The organism is Lentzea alba (assembly GCF_047445655.1).
Lineage (GTDB): Bacteria > Actinomycetota > Actinomycetes > Mycobacteriales > Pseudonocardiaceae > Lentzea > Lentzea alba_A.
Map to the genome: position 1 here is coordinate 13507 of NZ_JAJAEG010000025.1, position 15724 is coordinate 29230.

Annotated in this window: 18 protein-coding genes; 10 read left to right on the forward strand and 8 right to left on the reverse strand. The window is 68.2% G+C overall.

Going from position 1 to position 15724, the window contains the following annotated elements; all coding sequences use genetic code 11:
• Positions 1-6: 6 nt before the first annotated feature.
• Positions 7-1038 (reverse strand): hypothetical protein, encoded by a 1032-nt coding sequence (locus tag LFM09_RS34455; RefSeq protein WP_414100770.1) that lies wholly within the window; start codon positions 1036-1038, stop codon positions 7-9.
• Between the two features lie 25 nt (positions 1039-1063).
• Positions 1064-1801, reverse strand: coding sequence for a helix-turn-helix domain-containing protein (locus LFM09_RS34460; protein WP_414100771.1), 738 nt, complete (start codon positions 1799-1801; stop codon positions 1064-1066).
• A 198-nt stretch (positions 1802-1999) separates the two neighbouring features.
• On the opposite strand from LFM09_RS34460, the gene LFM09_RS34465 reads away from it, so the two are divergent.
• The 4 genes from LFM09_RS34465 to LFM09_RS34480 are packed head-to-tail and all read left to right on the forward strand — an operon-like array spanning position 2000 to position 5436.
• Entirely contained in the window at positions 2000-2647 is a 648-nt protein-coding gene (locus LFM09_RS34465) for an ABC transporter permease (RefSeq protein ID WP_414100772.1), read from the forward strand.
• On the forward strand, positions 2640-3755 hold the full coding sequence (locus LFM09_RS34470) for an ABC transporter ATP-binding protein (RefSeq protein WP_414100773.1): 1116 nt from the start codon (positions 2640-2642) through the stop codon (positions 3753-3755). The genes LFM09_RS34465 and LFM09_RS34470 overlap by 8 nt, the downstream gene beginning before the upstream one ends.
• The gene (locus LFM09_RS34475; protein ID WP_414100774.1) at positions 3752-4486 is read left to right on the forward strand and encodes an ABC transporter permease; all 735 of its coding nucleotides are present in this window, start codon (positions 3752-3754) and stop codon (positions 4484-4486) included. The genes LFM09_RS34470 and LFM09_RS34475 overlap by 4 nt, the downstream gene beginning before the upstream one ends.
• Positions 4483-5436: a glycine betaine ABC transporter substrate-binding protein gene (locus LFM09_RS34480; protein WP_414100775.1), complete on the forward strand. Its 954-nt coding sequence runs from the start codon at positions 4483-4485 to the stop codon at positions 5434-5436. The genes LFM09_RS34475 and LFM09_RS34480 overlap by 4 nt, the downstream gene beginning before the upstream one ends.
• Here LFM09_RS34480 and LFM09_RS34485 read toward each other — a convergent pair.
• Positions 5423-6046 carry an acyl-CoA thioesterase gene (locus tag LFM09_RS34485; RefSeq protein WP_414100902.1) on the reverse strand — a complete coding sequence of 208 codons (624 nt, stop codon included), beginning with the start codon at positions 6044-6046 and terminating at the stop codon, positions 5423-5425. The two genes, LFM09_RS34480 and LFM09_RS34485, sit on opposite strands and share 14 nt — an antisense overlap.
• Here LFM09_RS34485 and LFM09_RS34490 point away from each other — a divergent pair.
• Positions 5931-6476, forward strand: coding sequence for a hypothetical protein (locus LFM09_RS34490; RefSeq protein ID WP_414100909.1), 546 nt, complete (start codon positions 5931-5933; stop codon positions 6474-6476). The two genes, LFM09_RS34485 and LFM09_RS34490, sit on opposite strands and share 116 nt — an antisense overlap.
• A gap of 4 nt (positions 6477-6480) precedes the next feature.
• The gene (locus LFM09_RS34495; protein ID WP_414100776.1) at positions 6481-8061 is read left to right on the forward strand and encodes an FAD-dependent oxidoreductase; all 1581 of its coding nucleotides are present in this window, start codon (positions 6481-6483) and stop codon (positions 8059-8061) included.
• Here LFM09_RS34495 and LFM09_RS34500 read toward each other — a convergent pair.
• Positions 8056-8340, reverse strand: coding sequence for a SelT/SelW/SelH family protein (locus LFM09_RS34500; RefSeq protein WP_414100777.1), 285 nt, complete (start codon positions 8338-8340; stop codon positions 8056-8058). The two genes, LFM09_RS34495 and LFM09_RS34500, sit on opposite strands and share 6 nt — an antisense overlap.
• Positions 8337-9206 carry a helix-turn-helix domain-containing protein gene (locus LFM09_RS34505; RefSeq protein ID WP_414100778.1) on the reverse strand — a complete coding sequence of 290 codons (870 nt, stop codon included), beginning with the start codon at positions 9204-9206 and terminating at the stop codon, positions 8337-8339. Before LFM09_RS34505 ends, LFM09_RS34500 begins: the two co-directional genes overlap by 4 nt.
• A 146-nt stretch (positions 9207-9352) precedes the next feature.
• Here LFM09_RS34505 and LFM09_RS34510 point away from each other — a divergent pair, with 146 nt between their 5' ends.
• The gene (locus LFM09_RS34510; RefSeq protein ID WP_414100779.1) at positions 9353-10393 is read left to right on the forward strand and encodes an NAD(P)-dependent alcohol dehydrogenase; all 1041 of its coding nucleotides are present in this window, start codon (positions 9353-9355) and stop codon (positions 10391-10393) included.
• A 109-nt stretch (positions 10394-10502) separates the two neighbouring features.
• Positions 10503-13244, forward strand: coding sequence for a M36 family metallopeptidase (locus LFM09_RS34515; RefSeq protein WP_414100780.1), 2742 nt, complete (start codon positions 10503-10505; stop codon positions 13242-13244).
• 19 nt (positions 13245-13263) lie between these two features.
• Here the strand turns inward: LFM09_RS34515 and LFM09_RS34520 are convergent, their stop codons facing one another.
• Entirely contained in the window at positions 13264-13635 is a 372-nt protein-coding gene (locus LFM09_RS34520) for a MerR family transcriptional regulator (protein WP_414100781.1), read from the reverse strand.
• 59 nt (positions 13636-13694) lie between these two features.
• On the opposite strand from LFM09_RS34520, the gene LFM09_RS34525 reads away from it, so the two are divergent.
• Complete coding sequence (locus LFM09_RS34525; protein WP_414100782.1) at positions 13695-14744, forward strand: alkene reductase; 1050 nt, start codon at positions 13695-13697, stop codon at positions 14742-14744.
• On the opposite strand, the gene LFM09_RS34530 is transcribed toward LFM09_RS34525, so the two are convergent.
• Positions 14735-15028 (reverse strand): TetR-like C-terminal domain-containing protein, encoded by a 294-nt coding sequence (locus LFM09_RS34530; protein ID WP_414100783.1) that lies wholly within the window; start codon positions 15026-15028, stop codon positions 14735-14737. The two genes, LFM09_RS34525 and LFM09_RS34530, sit on opposite strands and share 10 nt — an antisense overlap.
• A 21-nt stretch (positions 15029-15049) precedes the next feature.
• On the opposite strand from LFM09_RS34530, the gene LFM09_RS34535 reads away from it, so the two are divergent.
• Entirely contained in the window at positions 15050-15208 is a 159-nt protein-coding gene (locus LFM09_RS34535) for a hypothetical protein (RefSeq protein WP_414100784.1), read from the forward strand.
• Here the strand turns inward: LFM09_RS34535 and LFM09_RS34540 are convergent.
• Complete coding sequence (locus tag LFM09_RS34540; RefSeq protein WP_414100785.1) at positions 15201-15719, reverse strand: pyridoxamine 5'-phosphate oxidase family protein; 519 nt, start codon at positions 15717-15719, stop codon at positions 15201-15203. The genes LFM09_RS34535 and LFM09_RS34540 overlap by 8 nt on opposite strands.
• Positions 15720-15724 lie beyond the last annotated feature (5 nt).

Genomic DNA, 15724 nt, shown 5'->3' on the forward strand with positions numbered 1-15724 from the left:
CCCAGCTCAGTTCGCGGGCGGTGCTGCGAGACGGTGCAGTGCCATGCGTACTTCGTGAGGCTCGGGGATCTGGCGCCAAGCCGCGTGCGTGTCAGGCATGTGTTCCAGTGCCCGCCTGAGCCGCCTGCGGTCTTTGCCGTTGCCCCCCAGGCGCATGGATCGGTACGCACCGGTGTTCAGCGCGATCTGACCGAGGATTGCGATGTCCTCCCTGTGACGGTCGGGGTCGCGGCCGTCCGTCTGGGCCGCTGCGGCCTTGGCGACCAGGGCACCCAACAGGTTGGGGCGGCGGACGAATCCGACTCTCTCACCGAGCTGCACCGGCACACGTTCGCTGCGGATCAACGCCTGGTTGCCACCAGGCACCTCCAGACCGGGGCGGCCTGACGCCGTCGTGGGTTTCTGTTGCTGCCGGTGAGTCTCTTCCGGCAGCAGCAGATCGATGGTGGCCAGGTCACGCCGGTATCGGTAGCCGTAGCCGTCGGAGGTCTTGTCCTCGTTGAATCCGCGCTCGTTGAGGAGACGGCTGGCCTCTCGGAACGCACCGCGGTCGAGCCAGACTCCAAGGACGATGTCGCCGTCATCGGTGGAGCGATGGACCGGGTATCCGTACTCAGCGCAGGTGAAGGCCACCATCTGGCCTCCTATGAGTGACCAGTGGCAGTTCAGGTCGTCCTCGAACTCCAGGATCACGGACCATGCAGCCACTTGAGGCTCGGGCATCATCGGCAACAGCACCGGTGTGCGATCGACCTTCGTGACGGCTACCGGAAGGGTGGTCCGCAGGTGGTGCCACGCACGGACGGCTGCTGCGGAGACTGGTGGGAGGGCACCGAGCAAGGCTTTGAGTGGTTCGACCACCACAGGTTTGGCGTTGTGAGCGATCGGTGCCTGCTGAACGAGTCTGATGACCGATTCAACTTCGATCAGCATCTCGCTCGCTGCCGCTGCAGTGGCCTCACCCGCTGCAGCGATCCGGAACTCCACGTCGATCTGATCGCGAGGTCGGCCGCTCGTCAGGGCCAGGGCGTTCAGCACCTCGTCGCTTCCGGCGAGGTCATCGTCAGGTAGCAATGCCGTTCCTGCTGTTCGAGAGTGTTTTCAGTGATTGCTCAAGAAGCTGAGCGCCCAGACTGCGGCTTCGCGTGTCAGCACTGTCCATGAGATCAGCGGCAACGATGAGGCGGGGAGCTACCAACCCGCCGTCCGTGGCTGCTGCTGTGCGCTGGTGCCAGTCCGCATCACTGTCCTCAACGTGGATCAACAGGTTGCCTTGGTAGGACTCGATGAGGAAGAACTCGTCAACGAGCCTGGAAGCGTCCGACGAGCTGACATAGATCTCCGCCTCGTCGCCAAAGGCCAGACCGAGCGCGTAGTGGCCGGCCGCGCTGATACCGCCCGCGACGACGCGGTGATCCTTCAGCAGTTCGGGGATGTCACCTGCCGCAATGCGATAGCGGATGCTGCGAGCACGGCTCTGCATCCACCAGCGGTAGGTGTGCACTTCGCTGGCGGGATGCCGGTTCAGCCTGGCCCGCAGCCGTGATCGTTCGCTGGTGGTCAACCAGGATGTCTCCTGTCCGTCCAGCAGGGCGGCTGTGCACCACGCGCTCTTGGTCGACAGCGGGCGGCCACGGTCTGTCGCCGCGATTTCGAGCCGAGCGCTCACCGCGTCGCCATCTACGACCCACCGTGATCCGATGCGGCGTCCGGCAAGCTGGCCGGCGCTCAACAGTGCGCGAACACGCGCCTGGTTGACGCCCAGGCGCTCAGCGGCTTCTCGCACACTCAGGTCGGCCACGTACACAAGGGTAGCGGAATCGCTATAGAAGTGCTAGCGGCGGGACTGCGATGGCTGCAGACGACCTGTACTCCGGAATTTCGCCCCGATAGCACCGGAAATCGAGCAGAAATTTGTCATGGTTCGGTGACGAATGGTTGCCGAGATCGTTCGCATGGGGTTGGGTGTGTGGAACTTCGGCGAGCGGGGTCGACGAGGATGAATGTGCTCGAGTACGTGGCCGATCGCTGGGATCGGTTGTCATTGCAGGCGTTTTTGCACGTCAGTGCAGTGGTGCAGTGCACGGTTCTGGCGACGGTCATAGGTGTGGCCATCGGGGTCGCGGTCTATCGCAGCCCGGTCGGATCCGCGCTGGCCACGGCCTTGGCGAGCACGATTCTCACCATTCCGTCGTTCGCACTGCTGGCGTTGCTGATTCCGGTGTTCGGGCTCGGCGCGGACACCACTGTCGTCGCATTGGTGCTTTACGCGTTGCTGCCGATCGTGCGCAACACCATCGTCGGACTTGCCGGGGTGGATCCGGCGGTGAGCGATGCGGCGAGAGGTATCGGCATGAGCCGGACCGGGGTGCTGACGCGCGTCGAGTTGAGGTTGGCGTGGCCCGCGATTCTCGCCGGAATGCGGGTTGCGACGCAGATGCTGATGGGCATCGCGGTCATCGCGGCGTATGCGAAAGGGCCGGGGCTCGGTTCCGAGGTGTTCTCCGGGCTGGCCAACGCCGGCAGTGTGAACTCGTTGAACCAGGCGCTCACCGGGACGATCGGCGTCGTCATCCTCGCGCTGCTGCTCGACGGCGTCTACGTGCTGATCAACCGTCTCACCGTGTCCAGGGGTGTCCGTGGCTGACAAGGGTGTCGAGATCCGGCTCGACCACGTGACCAAGCGCTATCCGGGGCAGAAGGCGGCCGCGGTGGACGACTTCTCGATGGTCGTGCCCGCCGGGCAGATCGTGGTGTTCGTCGGGCCGTCCGGCTGCGGCAAGACCACGACCATGCGGATGATCAACCGGTTGATCGAACCGACGTCGGGCACGATCACGATCGGCGGCGAGGACGCGCTCAAGATCGACCCGGACGACCTGCGGCGCCGGGTGGGCTACGCGATCCAGCAGGCCGGGTTGTTCCCGCACTTCACGGTGGCGCAGAACATCGGTGTGGTGCCGGGACTTCTGGGTTGGGACAAGAAGAAGATCGCGGCCAGGACCGAGGAGATGATGGAGCTCGTCGGGCTCGATCCCGGTGAGTTCTCCGCACGGTTCCCGCGCCAGCTCTCCGGCGGTCAGCAGCAACGGGTCGGGGTCGCGCGGGCACTCGCGGCCGACCCGCCGGTGCTGCTGATGGACGAGCCGTTCGGTGCGGTCGACCCGATCACACGCGGGCATCTGCAGGACGAGTTGCTGCGGCTGCAAGGGGAGTTGCGCAAGACGATCGTCTTCGTCACGCACGACTTCGACGAGGCGGTGAAGCTCGGCGACCGGATCGCGGTGCTCGGCGACCGGTCCACGATCCTGCAGTACGACACCCCGGACGCCATCCTGGCCAACCCGGCGGACGACACGGTGGCCGGGTTCGTCGGGGCCGGCGCGTCGCTGAAAGCGTTGACGTTGCTCAGGGTTCGCGACGTCGAACTGGGGCAGGCGCTGACTGCGCGGGTCGACGCCGAACCGTCCACTGTGGAGCTCGGCGACGAACGGTTCGTGCTGGTGCTCGACCAGCGCGGCCGGCCCTTGCGCTGGGTGCACGTGAAGGAGCTCAAGCACGCGAAGTCGCTGGCCGGCATCGGACGGCCGGTGCAGGACTCGGTGACCCTGCAGTCGACGCTGCGGGACGCGTTGGAGGCGATGGTCAACGAGGGCGGGCGCGCGGTCGTGACCGGCAACCGCGGTGAGTACGTCGGCACGCTCGACCTCACGACGGTGACCGAGGTCGTGCAACGGCTGCGAGCGTCCGCATGACGGCCGAGCGGATCAGGTTCTGGGCTCAGCCCCTCGCGGTGCTGGCGATCGTCGGCGGCGTGCTGGCGTGGGTGTTCTCCAGCGAGTTGACCGCGACCGAGAAGAGCACGCTGAACGCGAGCTCGCTGTTCACGGCATTGGGCGACCACCTGCTGATGACGATCGTGGTGACCGCGATCGTCGTGCTGGTCGCGGTTCCGGCGGGCATCGTCGCCACCCGGCCGTGGGCGCGCTGGCTCGCGCCGCTCTTCCTCGCGGTCGCGAACGTCGGCCAGGCCGCGCCCGCGCTGGGCGTGCTGGTGCTGTGGTTCCTGCTCACCGGCGCCGAGGGCGGCCTGTGGGTGGCCGCGCTGCCGCTCGCGTTCTACTCGCTGCTCCCGGTGCTGCGCAACACGATCGTCGGCCTGCAGCAGGTCGATCCGTCCCTTGTGGACGCCGGGCGCGGGATCGGCATGTCGGCGTCGGGTGTGCTGTGGCGGGTCGAGTTCCCGCTGGCCACCCCGCTGATCCTGGCCGGCCTGCGCACCTCGCTGGTGCTGGCGGTGGGCACGGCGACGTTCGGGCTGTTCGTCAACGCGGGCGGGTTCGGGTTGCTGATCGACACCGGCTACAAGCTCAACCTGATGAAGGTGCTGGTGACCGGTTCGGCGCTGGCCGCGGGGCTCGCCCTGCTGGTCGACTGGGCCGGCGCGGTCATGGAGCAGTGGTTCGGGCCGAAGGGGTTGCGGTGAAACGACTTCTGCTCGTCGCGTTGCTGTGCCTCGCGAGTTGCGGCCTCGACGTCAACACGGCGTTGCCCTACAAGGTCTTCCCAGGCTCGATCAAGCAGGACGCCTCCCTCAAGGGCGTCGAGATCACCGTGGGGTCCAAGGACTTCACCGAGAACATCCTGCTCGGCTACCTGGCCGAGATGGCGTTGTCCGCAGCGGGCGCGCAGGTCGTCGACCTGACCGACCTGAAGGGCTCGCAGACCGCACGGCAGGCGCTGCTCAACGGCGAGGTCGACGTCACCTGGGAGTACACCGGCACCGGCTGGATCAACTACCAGGGCAACGAACTTCCGGTGCCCGGTGGTGAACAGGCCCAGTACGACGCCACGAAGAAGGCGGACCTCGAACGGTTCGGCGTCGAGTGGCTGGGCTACTCGCCGCTCAACGACCAGTACGCGTTCGCCGTCACCGAGGCCTACGGCGCGCAGCACGGGTTGAAGACCACCTCGGACCTCGCGGCCTTCCTCGGCAGGAACCCGGACCAGGCGGTGTTCTGCCTGGAGACCGAGTTCACCAGCCGCCAGGACGGATTCCCCGCGGCCGTGCGGACCTACGGCTTCCCGGTCACCGAGGTCAAGAACTTCGGCATCGGCACGATCTACTCGGCCGTGGCCGGCGGCACCTGCCCGGTCGGCGAGGTGTTCACGACCGACGGCCGGATCGCCGCGCAGAAGCTCCGCGTGCTGGAGGACGACAGGAAGGCGTTCCCGCAGTACAACGTGGCGCCGACGGTCCGTGCCGAGTTCCTGAGGCGCTACCCGCAGGTGCGTGGCCCGCTGGAGACCGTGAGCCGCGCGCTGACAAACGACCAGATGATCGAGCTGTGCCGTCAGGTCGACGTCGAGGGCAGGGACGCCGGCGAGGTCGCCCGCGACTGGATGGTGTCGAAGGGGTTCATCACGACCGACTGACCCGCAACGGCCTGAGCTCGCCGAGTGCTTCGACCAGCTTGTCGGGCAGCTCGACGGCGCCGTGGCCGGCCGTGGACACCGTGGCGTAGACCAGACCGCCGCTGCAGACGACCTCCTCGCCCCGGCGGAACGCGAAGTCGAGGGTGAAGCTCTTGCGTCCCAGGCGGGACGTGCTGACCGCGACCTCGACCCGGTCGCCGGAGCGGACTCCCGCGCTGAAGTCGAGCTCGACGTGCACGACGTGCGCGTCGAACCCCAGGCCCGGCCAGTCGCGATACGGCAGGCCGCGGTCGACGAAGAACGCGTCGACCGCTTCGTCGACGTGCCCCAGGTACCACATGTTGAACATGACGCCCTGGCCGTCGATCTCGTAGAACCTGGGTGTGAACGAGTATCCCGGCGTCGTCGTGGGATGGATCCTATGACGCCGGTTGCTCGATTGACGGACGGCATCCCCCGGACGAGGTTGGAGGAAACCGAAGGGGGAGAAGCAAATGCGAGCAACCCTGAGAACCCTGTTGGGTGTTGCGCTGACCGTGGGCGGCTTGGTCGTCGTGGTCGAACCCGCGCTGGCAGCCGGACCGTGCAACGTGAACCTCACCAGAACCACGCCGGGCGGGTACATCGCCAAGATGTCCTGCTCCAAGCCGAACGCCTTCATCGACGGCTACGGCAGCACGACCGGGGACGCGAACCGGGAAGGGCTGCTGCTGCGTCAGTTCCAGAACAACACCGGGACGTTGTGCAGCGGCAACCTCAGCCGTGCGGCGGTCGGCGGCTTCGAGGTGAAGATGTCCTGTTCCAAGCCGGACTCGTTCGTCGACGCGTTCGGCACCACGCTGACGGACGCCGCACGCGAGGCCAGGCTGCTCAAGGAGATCGCACCCGGCCGGCACTGCGGCCACTCGCTGGTGCGGGCCGTGCAGGGTGGCTACCAGGTCAAGGGCTCCTGCTCGAAGCCGACCGTGTTCTTCAGCGGTGTCGGCGCGACTGTCACCCAGGCGGCGGAGAACGCGAGGCTGAGTTCTGGCGTTGGATGACTCCATGCAGGAATACGACGTGGTGATTGTCGGAAGTGGAGCCGCGGGCCTGGTCGCCGCGCTGACGGCGGCCGCACGCGGGCTGAAACCGCTGGTGCTGGAGAAGTCCGATCTCATCGGCGGTTCCACGGCGTTGTCCGGCGGCGGGCTGTGGATTCCGGCGAACCCGTTGCTGCGCGGCACGGACAACGCCGACGACGCGCTGCGCTACCTGGCCGCGACCGCCGGCGCCGACAGCTCGGCGGTCCGCCAGGAGACGTTCGTGCGGCGCGGCCCGGACATGGTGTCCTTCCTGCTCCGTGAGGGCCTGAAGCTGCGCTGGTCCAAGGGTTATCCCGACTACCACCCCACCCTGTCCGGCGCGAGCACGAGCGGCCGGTGCGTCGAGGCGAGCGTGATCGACGGGGCGAAGCTCGGCGAGTGGATGAGCAAACTCCGAGTGCGGGCCAGCGCGCTCACCACCCCGATGTACACCACCGAGATCCGCTGGCTGGGCCTCGCGAAGCGCACGATCCGAGGCTGGCTCACCGAGCTGCTGGTGACGCGGATCCGCAAGATCGGCCGCAACCCGGCGCTGACCGGCGGGGTGTCGCTGATCGGTCAGCTCGTCGCGCTGGCGGCGAAGCGCGGCGCGGAGATCTGGCTCAAGTCCGAGGTCAGGGAACTCATCACCGAAGACGGTCGCGTCACCGGGGTGGTGGTCACGAAGGACGGCGAGGAACACCGGGTCACCGGCAAGGTCTTCCTGACCGCGGGCGGGTTCGCGCACAACGACGCACTGCGCCAGGAACACCACCCGCACCCGACCGGCACCAGGTGGACGAACGCCTCACCGACCGACACCGGCGAGGTCCTGCGGATGGGCATCGCACTCGGCGCCGCCACCGCGTTGATGGACGAGGCCTGGTGGACGCCCGCGATCGGCTTCCCCGGCGGCATCGCGGTGGCGTCGTTGCGGGAACGCGCTTTCCCGGGCTCGATCATCGTCGACGACGAGGGCCGCCGTTTCATGAACGAGGCCATGTCCTACAACGAGTGCGGCCACCAGATCTACTGGCGCGGCAGCGTGCCCGCGTGGATGATCATCGACGACCAGCACCGCTCGTGGTACCCGTTCGTCATCCTCAAACCCGGTGAGACGCCGGACAACAACGGCATCCTCACCAGGGCCGACACGATCGCCGAGCTGGCGACCAAGATCGGCGTGTCGGTCGAGAAGCTGGAGGAGACCGTCCAGCGCTTCAACGGGTTCGCGCAGTCCGGCCGCGACGAGGACTTCGGCCGCGGCAACGACGCCTACGACCGCTACTACAGCGACCCGAGGGTGAAGCCGAACCCGAACCTCGGAGCGCTGGACAAGCCGCCGTTCTACGCCTGCCAGATCTTCCCCGGCGACCTCGGCACGAAGGGCGGCCTGGTCACCGACGAGCACGCACGGGTGCTCAAGGAGGACGGGTCGGTCATCGAGGGCCTGTACGCGGCCGGGAACACGACCGCCACCGTGATGGGCCGGTCATACCCCGGACCGGGCTGCACGATCGGTGCCGCGATGGTGTTCGCGTACCTGGGCGCCCAGGACCTATGACTGCTTGCGATCGGTGTGGCCCAACGACCGTTCCGGCGCCACCCGGTCGCGCACCAGCTGCTTGAGCACCGCGAGGTCCGGGAACCCGTCCTGCTCCTTGCGCGACCACACCGTCTCGCCGTCCAGCCGCACGTCGAACACGCCTCCGGTGCCGGGGATCAGCGCGACCTCGCCCAGCTCGGTCGTGAACGTCGTCAGCAGCTCCTGCGCGGTCCAGCCGGCGCGCAGCAACCAGCGGCACTGCGTGCAGTACTCGATCTCCAGGCGAGGTGTTCTCATGCCTGTGATCTAACAGAGGTGCCGGCACTGGTCGCGTCGGTGCCCCAGCTCGCGAGCAGCTGCAACGCCTCGGCGGACGGGCTGCCGGGTTCCGCGTAGTACGTCGTGAAGAACAGGTCCGGCTCGGCGGGCATCCTCAGCGACTCGTACTGCAGCGTCAGCTCACCCACCAGCGGGTGCTTGAGGTACTTGACGCCGAAGTTCTTCTCCTTGACGTCGTGCTTGGCCCACAGCTGCCGGAACAGCTCGCTCTTCACCGACAGCTCGCCGATCAGCGCGGTGAGCTCGGGGTCGTCCGGGTAGCAGGCCGCGTCCATCCGCAGGAACCCGACGATGTCCGCCGCCTTGCTCTCCCAGTTGAGGAAAAGGTGCTGGTAGGAGGGCTGCAGGAAGATGAACCTGGCCCAGTTGCGCTCGCGTGGCTGTAACTGGCCCCAGTCGCCGAACAGCGCCGCGGCCATCGGGTTCCACGCGAGCACGTCCGCGCGCCGCCCGCCCACGTAAGCGGGTACGCCGACGCTGTCGAGCAGGTGCTGCAGGGCCGGGCGCACCTGCGAACGAGCGGCTTTCTTCTTGCCCCCGTACGGGCAGTTCGTCAGGTTGCGCAGGTAGGTGTGCTCGGCCTCGTTCAGCCGCAGCGCGCGGGCGATCGAGTCGATCACCTCGGCGGAGACGTTGCGCCCGTTGCCCTGCTCAAGACGCGTGTAGTAGGCGACCGAGACGCCCGCGAGCTGCGCCAGCTCCTCACGGCGCAGGCCCGGCACGCGGCGGGTCCGGCCGTAGCGGGGCAGGCCCACGTCGTCGGGTGACAGCCGCGCCCGGCGGCTGCGCAGGAACTCGCTCAGCTCGGTGCGCGGATCGGTCATGCGTCCGAGTATCCCCGGACCAGCGGCGTTGTGCCTGCTACTGCCAGTGGTAGGCACACCAGACGTACGAAAAGCAGGTGTCTGGGTGTGGTCCTCGAACGGGAGCAGTGTCGTGACTCGACACGACAGAACGAGGAGAAACCCAGATGAGCACCGTCGCTGCCTACGCCGCTCCCGCACCCAAGGCACCGCTGGAGCGCACCACCATCGATCGCCGCGCGGTCGGCGCGCACGACGTTCTGATCGACATCAAGTTCGCCGGCATCTGCCACTCCGACATCCACCAGGTCAACGAGGGCTGGGGCGAGGCGATCTTCCCGATGGTGCCAGGTCACGAGATCGCCGGCGTGGTCGCCGAGGTCGGCTCCGAGGTGACTCGCTACGCCGTCGGTGACCGGGTCGGCGTCGGCTGCTTCGTCGACTCGTGCCGCGAGTGCGACTACTGCCTGCGCGGGCTGGAGCAGTACTGCGCGAAGGGCAACACGCAGACCTACAACGCCGTCGACAAGAACGGCGACGTCACCTACGGCGGCTATTCGAAGCAGATCGTCGTTGACGAGAACTACGCGGTGCGGATCCCGGACTCGCTCCCGCTGGACGTGGCCGCGCCGCTGCTGTGCGCCGGAATCACGCTGTACTCGCCGCTCAAGAACTGGAACGTCGGTCCCGGCTCCAAGGTCGCGATCGTCGGCCTGGGCGGGCTCGGCCACATGGGCGTCAAGATCGCGCGTGCACTCGGTGCCGAGGTGACGGTGCTGTCGCAGTCGTTGCGCAAGAAGGACGACGGGCTCAAGCTCGGCGCCCACGACTACCGCGCCACCAGCGACCCGGCGACGTTCTCGGAGCTGGCGGGCAAGTTCGACGTGATCGTGTCCACGGTGTCCGCGCCGCTGGACTTCAGCGCCTACCTCGGACTGCTCAGGACCGAGGGCGCGCTCGTCAACGTCGGCGCGCCGGAGGAACCGATCTCCGTGAACCTGTTCGGGCTGATCACGGGCCGCAGGACGTTCGCCGGTTCGATGATCGGCGGCATCGCGGAGACCCAGGAGATGCTGGACTTCTGCGCCGAGCACGGCCTGGGCGCGGAGATCGAGCTGATCAACGCCGACCAGATCAACGTGGCCTACGAGCGGGTGCAGTCGAGCGACGTGCGGTACCGGTTCGTCATCGACACCGCGACGATCTGATCCGTCTTGTTTGGCAGCACTGGCCGTTCGGCCGGTGCGGCACAACGAGGTTCGCTGATAGCAAGGTCGATACCGCCGCCTTGACTCCACAGATCGAGGGGACATCGACATGCTGCGTTCCTCGCGTTCGAGGATCGCGCTGTACGCCGTGACCGGAGCCGCGATATTCGCACTGGCCCCGGTTCCGGCGTACAGCGCGCCAGCACCGACCATCGCCGACGACAGATCCACTGCGGACTTCGACGTCCGCAAGAGCGCTCCCACCAGGCCGGACAACGTTCTGACGATGACCAGCGCCCTCGGGTTGTTGCAGACCGAACTCGGGATCCAAGGCCGGGTCGACATCGACCAGCTGACCGGGACGCCCCGCCTGCTCGCCCGCACGGACGGGTTCCTGACCGGCCCGAGCGCGCTCCCACCGCGGGAGATCGTGCTGAACTACCTGCGCGAGCGGCAGGGCGTGGTCGGGCTGAGCGCCACCGATCTGCCGAAGCTCAGCCTGCGCAAGGACTACGTCGACGTCGCGGGCACGCACCACCTGTCGTTCGTGCAGCAGGTCGGCGACGTCCCGTTGTTCGGCAACGGACTCAAGGCCCACGTCAGCAAGGACGGCAGGCTGATCCAGCTGGACGGCTCGCCGGTGCGCGACCTGCCCTCGTCGCTCGGCCTGTCAACGTTGTCCGCGCCGGACAAGGCCTCGAAGAAGGTCGCGTTCTACACCGGTGACGCGGTGCGGCCGGCGTGGTCGACCGTCGTGCACCCGAAGCCGGACGAGATGCGACTGGAGGTCGTCGACGCCGGTACCGGGAAGCTTTTGTACCGCAAGAACCTGGTGCAGCGGCACGACGACGAGGACGTGAAGGGCCTGGCCTGGGAGGCGTGGGCGGGCAAGCAACGCGAGGTGAACCTGTCCGGTCGCGGCTGGCTGCCGGTCGGCGCCAAGACGCTCGACGGCAACGTGGCGCACGTCGTCGCGGACGCCAACGGTGACGTCACCGCGCAGCCGGACGAGGAGATCCCCGCGAAGGCGGACGGTTCCTTCAAGTACAGGTTCACCGACTTCACGCCCACGGTCGGTGCTCCGTGCAACGCCACCTACCAGTGCACGTGGAATCCGAAGGACAAGGATTCCTGGAAGGTGAACCGCAACCAGAACGCGGTGCAGGCGTTCGCGTACATCGGCAACTTCCACGACCACCTCGCGGCGTTCCCGATCGGTTTCACCCGTGCCGCGGGCAACTTCGAGAAGATCGACGGTGACGCGGTCAACGCGTACACGATGATCGGTGCCGGGTCCGCGCAGACGCCGTACAACAACGCGTTCATGGGCACGCCGCCCGACGGCCAGGCGCCCACGATGGGCATGTTCCTGTTCCACAACCCCGCCGACCCGCAGGACCCGTGGGTGCCGGGCAACGCCGGTGACTCCGCGAGCACCGTCTACCACGAGTACGTGCACGGCCTGTCGAACCGCTTGGTCGTCGACGCGAACGGTGTGTCCACTCTGGACACGATGCAGTCCGGCGCGATGGGCGAGGGCTGGAGCGACTGGTACGGCCACGACTACCTGGTGCAGAAGAAGCTGGAGAAGGACACCTCCGCGCCCGGTGAGATCGTCGACGGCGGCGAGCTCTCGTTCGGCAAGAACGGTTTCCGCAGCCAGCCGATCGACTGCCCGGTCGGCGCGACCACGCCGAACTGCCCCGGCACGCCCGGTGCCGGTCCCGGCGGCTACACCTACGGCGACTTCGGCAAGGTCGCCGGCCGGCCCGCGGTGCACCCCGACAGCGAGATCTGGTCGGAGACGTTGTGGGACCTGCGTTCCGCGCTCGGCGTGACGCTGACCCGTTCGCTCGTCACCAGGGCGATGGAGTTCTCGCCGGCGAGCCCGTCGTTCCTGGACATGCGCAACTCGATCCTGCAGGCCGACACGGTCGTCAACGGCGGCCAGGCGCACAAGAAGATCTGGCAGGTGTTCGCCAAGCGCGGCATGGGTTTCTTCGCCGCCGCGATCACGGGTGCGGACGTGGAGCCGGTCGAGGACTTCAGCACGCCACCGCCGGCCGGTACGCCGACCGGAACGCTGTCCGGCCGCATCACCGACGCCGGCAACGGCACGCCCGCGCAGGGTGTCGCGGTGCGGATCGCGGGCCACGACTCGGGCTTCGCGGGTGGGAAGTCCGCGGTGACCGGTCCTGACGGCCGTTACACGATCACCGACGTAATCCCGGGCACCTACGCGAAGGTGTACGCGTTCGGGGCGGGCTACGAGGCGGCCAACCGCCCGATCTCGGTGCGTTCCGGTGCGAACACCGTCGACTGGTCGTTGCGCCGCAACTGGGCCACGTCGACCACTGGAGCCGTGGTGACCGCGTCCAACGGCGACGACTGGTCCAGCGCGGGCTGCGGGCCGGCCGACCTGTTGCGCCAGACGCCGCTGGGCAGCGGTGGCTGGTCCACCGACCGGAAGCTGGACCCGGACGGCACGCCGCAGCCGCGGTTCGTGACGATCAAGCTGGGCAAGTCTGTCGACGTGTCTGCGATCGAGATCGACCCGGCCGGCTCCTGTGGTGACGACGGCACCGCCGGCGCCAAGGACGTCACCGTGGACACCTCGGTGGACGGGGCGACCTGGGTCGCTGCGGGCAAGGCGGCGTTCACTCCGGCTGACCAGGGCAAGCTGACCGCCGTGCCGTTGTCCGCGGGCCGGGACGACGTGCTGTACGTGCGTCTCACCGTGCTGGCCAACCAGGTCTCGCTGCACCCCGAGGTGCAGTGCGACGACCCGGCCAAGCTGGCGGCGGGCTGCTTCTACACCGACGTCGCCGGGCTGGCGGTGCGCGGAAGCTGAGTTCTGTGCCGTGCCCGCCTCAGCCGGGCGGGCACGGCACCCCGGACTCGTGCGACTTGACGGCTCCGGCCATCACCGAGTCGAGCTGTTGCAGCGTGTCCTGCAGGCTCTCGATCTGCTGGATCACCGACGAGCGGTGCTCCCGCAGCTTGGCCAGCACCTGCGGCGACGCCACCCCGGTGACCACGCACGGCAGCATCTCCAGGATCGACGCGCTGGAGATCCCGGCCGCGTAGAGCTGCTGGATCAGCCGCACCCGGGAGGCAGCCTCGTCGGGGTAGTGGCGTTGGCCGCTCTCACTGCGTTCGGAGGCGAGAAGGCCCTGCTCCTCGTAGTAGCGCAACGCGCGCACGCTCACGCCGGTCCTCGTCGCCAGCTCGCCGATCCGCATGAGACCTCCGCCACAAAACCTATCTCTGACGTCAATGTCAGGTTTCTAGCCTAGCCCTCATGCTTCTCACCAGCTACCGACTCGGGAACCTGACCCTGCCGAACCGCCTCGTCATGGCGCCGATGACCCGCGCACGAGCCGTGGACGGGTCGCCGGTCGCAACGACGGCCACCTACTACGCCCAACGTGCCACCGCCGGCCTCATCGTCACCGAGGGCGTGCACCCGAACGCCGTCGGCCAGGCCGGTCCGTTCATGCCCGGTGTCCACACGCCTGAGCAGGTCGAGGCCTGGCGCGTCGTCACGGATGCCGTGCACGCCAACGGAGGCCGGATCTTCGCTCAGCTCATGCACGGCGGCCGCATCGGTCACGTCGAGGTCGCCGGGCACCATCCCGTTGGCCCGTCGGCGATCGCGGCTCGCTCTGAGGTGTTCACGCCCAGCGGCGTGACGCCCGCACCGGTGCCCCGCGCACTGTCCACTTCGGAGGTTCGCGGTGAGGTGCAGGCGTTCGCCGGCGCGGCCCGGCACGCGGTCGACGCCGGGTTCGACGGGGTCGAGCTGCACGGTGCGAACGGGTACCTGATCCAGCAGTTCCTGTCCTCCAACGCGAACCAGCGCACCGACGCGTACGGCGGCTCGATCGGCGGCCGGATCCGGTTCGCCGTCGAGGCGGTGGAAGCGGCGGCGGACGCCATCGGCGCGGACCGCGTCGGCGTCCGGCTCTCACCCGGCGGCGAGGTCCAGGACATCGTCGAGTCCGAGATGCCCGCGCTCTACGACGCATTGCTGAAGGCGTTGCCGGACATCGCCTACATCCACGTGCTCGCGACCGCGGACGACGAGGTGCTGATGGGGCTGCGCAAGGCGTGGCCGACCGCGTTCATCCTCAACCCCGGCGGCCAGATCGGCCCGCACGAGAGCACCCGGGAGCAGGGGGAGCGCTGGCTCGCCAACGGCGCCGACCTGATCAGCTACGGCCGCGCCTACCTCGCCAACCCCGACCTCGTCGAACGGTTCCGGCTCGGCCTGCCGCTGGTCGGCACCGACCGGGAGACCTGGTTCCAGACTCCGCAGGGATACGTCGACTACCCCAGCTATCAGCACTGAAGCGCGCGCATCAGGTGATCGACGAGCCGTTCGAGGTAGTCGGGCTCGACGGCCGCCCGGCGCACGGACAGCCGCCAGTAGACGGGTGCGGCGACCAGGTCGAGTGCGATCTCGACGTCGAGATCCGCTGGTAGTTCGCCACGTTCGACCGCGCGCCGCAGCGTGATCGCGCCGAGCGCGCGGCGTGGTTCGCCGATGGTCGCCGCGATCGCCTCGGCCAGTGCGGGAGTGCGGACCGCCTCGGCGGTGAGGTCCGGCAGGATCGTGGCGAACCCGTCCGGCACCGTTCGGTCAGCACGGCGGAGATGACCGAACGACTCACCGCGGGACTGCCGGGGGAGTTCGCCGCGATCCTCGCCGGGCTCGACGAGGACATCCGGGGTGGCTCCGAAGACCGGGTCACCACGACCGTCTTCGACGTGACGGGCAGGCCGGCCCGGTCGTTCCGCGAGTTCCTCAGCTGAACGTCCACCGCGTCGCGCCGCCCGGCCCGGCGGTGGCCACGGCGTGCGCGGCCCGCAGCGAGATCCGGTAGACGTACCAGGGCGGCGGGCCGCCGCTCGGCGCGGTGTAGGGAGCGGTGAACGCCTGGCCCTCGCGCTCGGCAGGCCACCCGGCCTCGCGGTACCTCGCGGCGATCCGGTCCAAAGTGGACTCATCGGTGACGCGGTGCGCGTCGCCCTCCAGCACGAGGTCCATCCCGGTCAGCCGCACCGACACCGTGCAGGCCGGGTTCTCCGCGAGGTTGCGCGACTTGCGGGTGCCGGGCCCGCTCACGAAGTGCAAGGCGTCCTCGAACCAGACGGCGCCGACGCCCACCGAGTGCGGCCGGCCGTCCGGTCGCACGGTGTTCAGGAAGAACGGCACGTCCTTCGAAGCGGACTCCTGGGCGAGGAGGTCCTGCGCGAGGGTCCACGGCAGGGCGGAGTTGCCGTACTGGTCGAGGTTGCGGGTTTCGATCGTTGAGTTCGTCATGCACA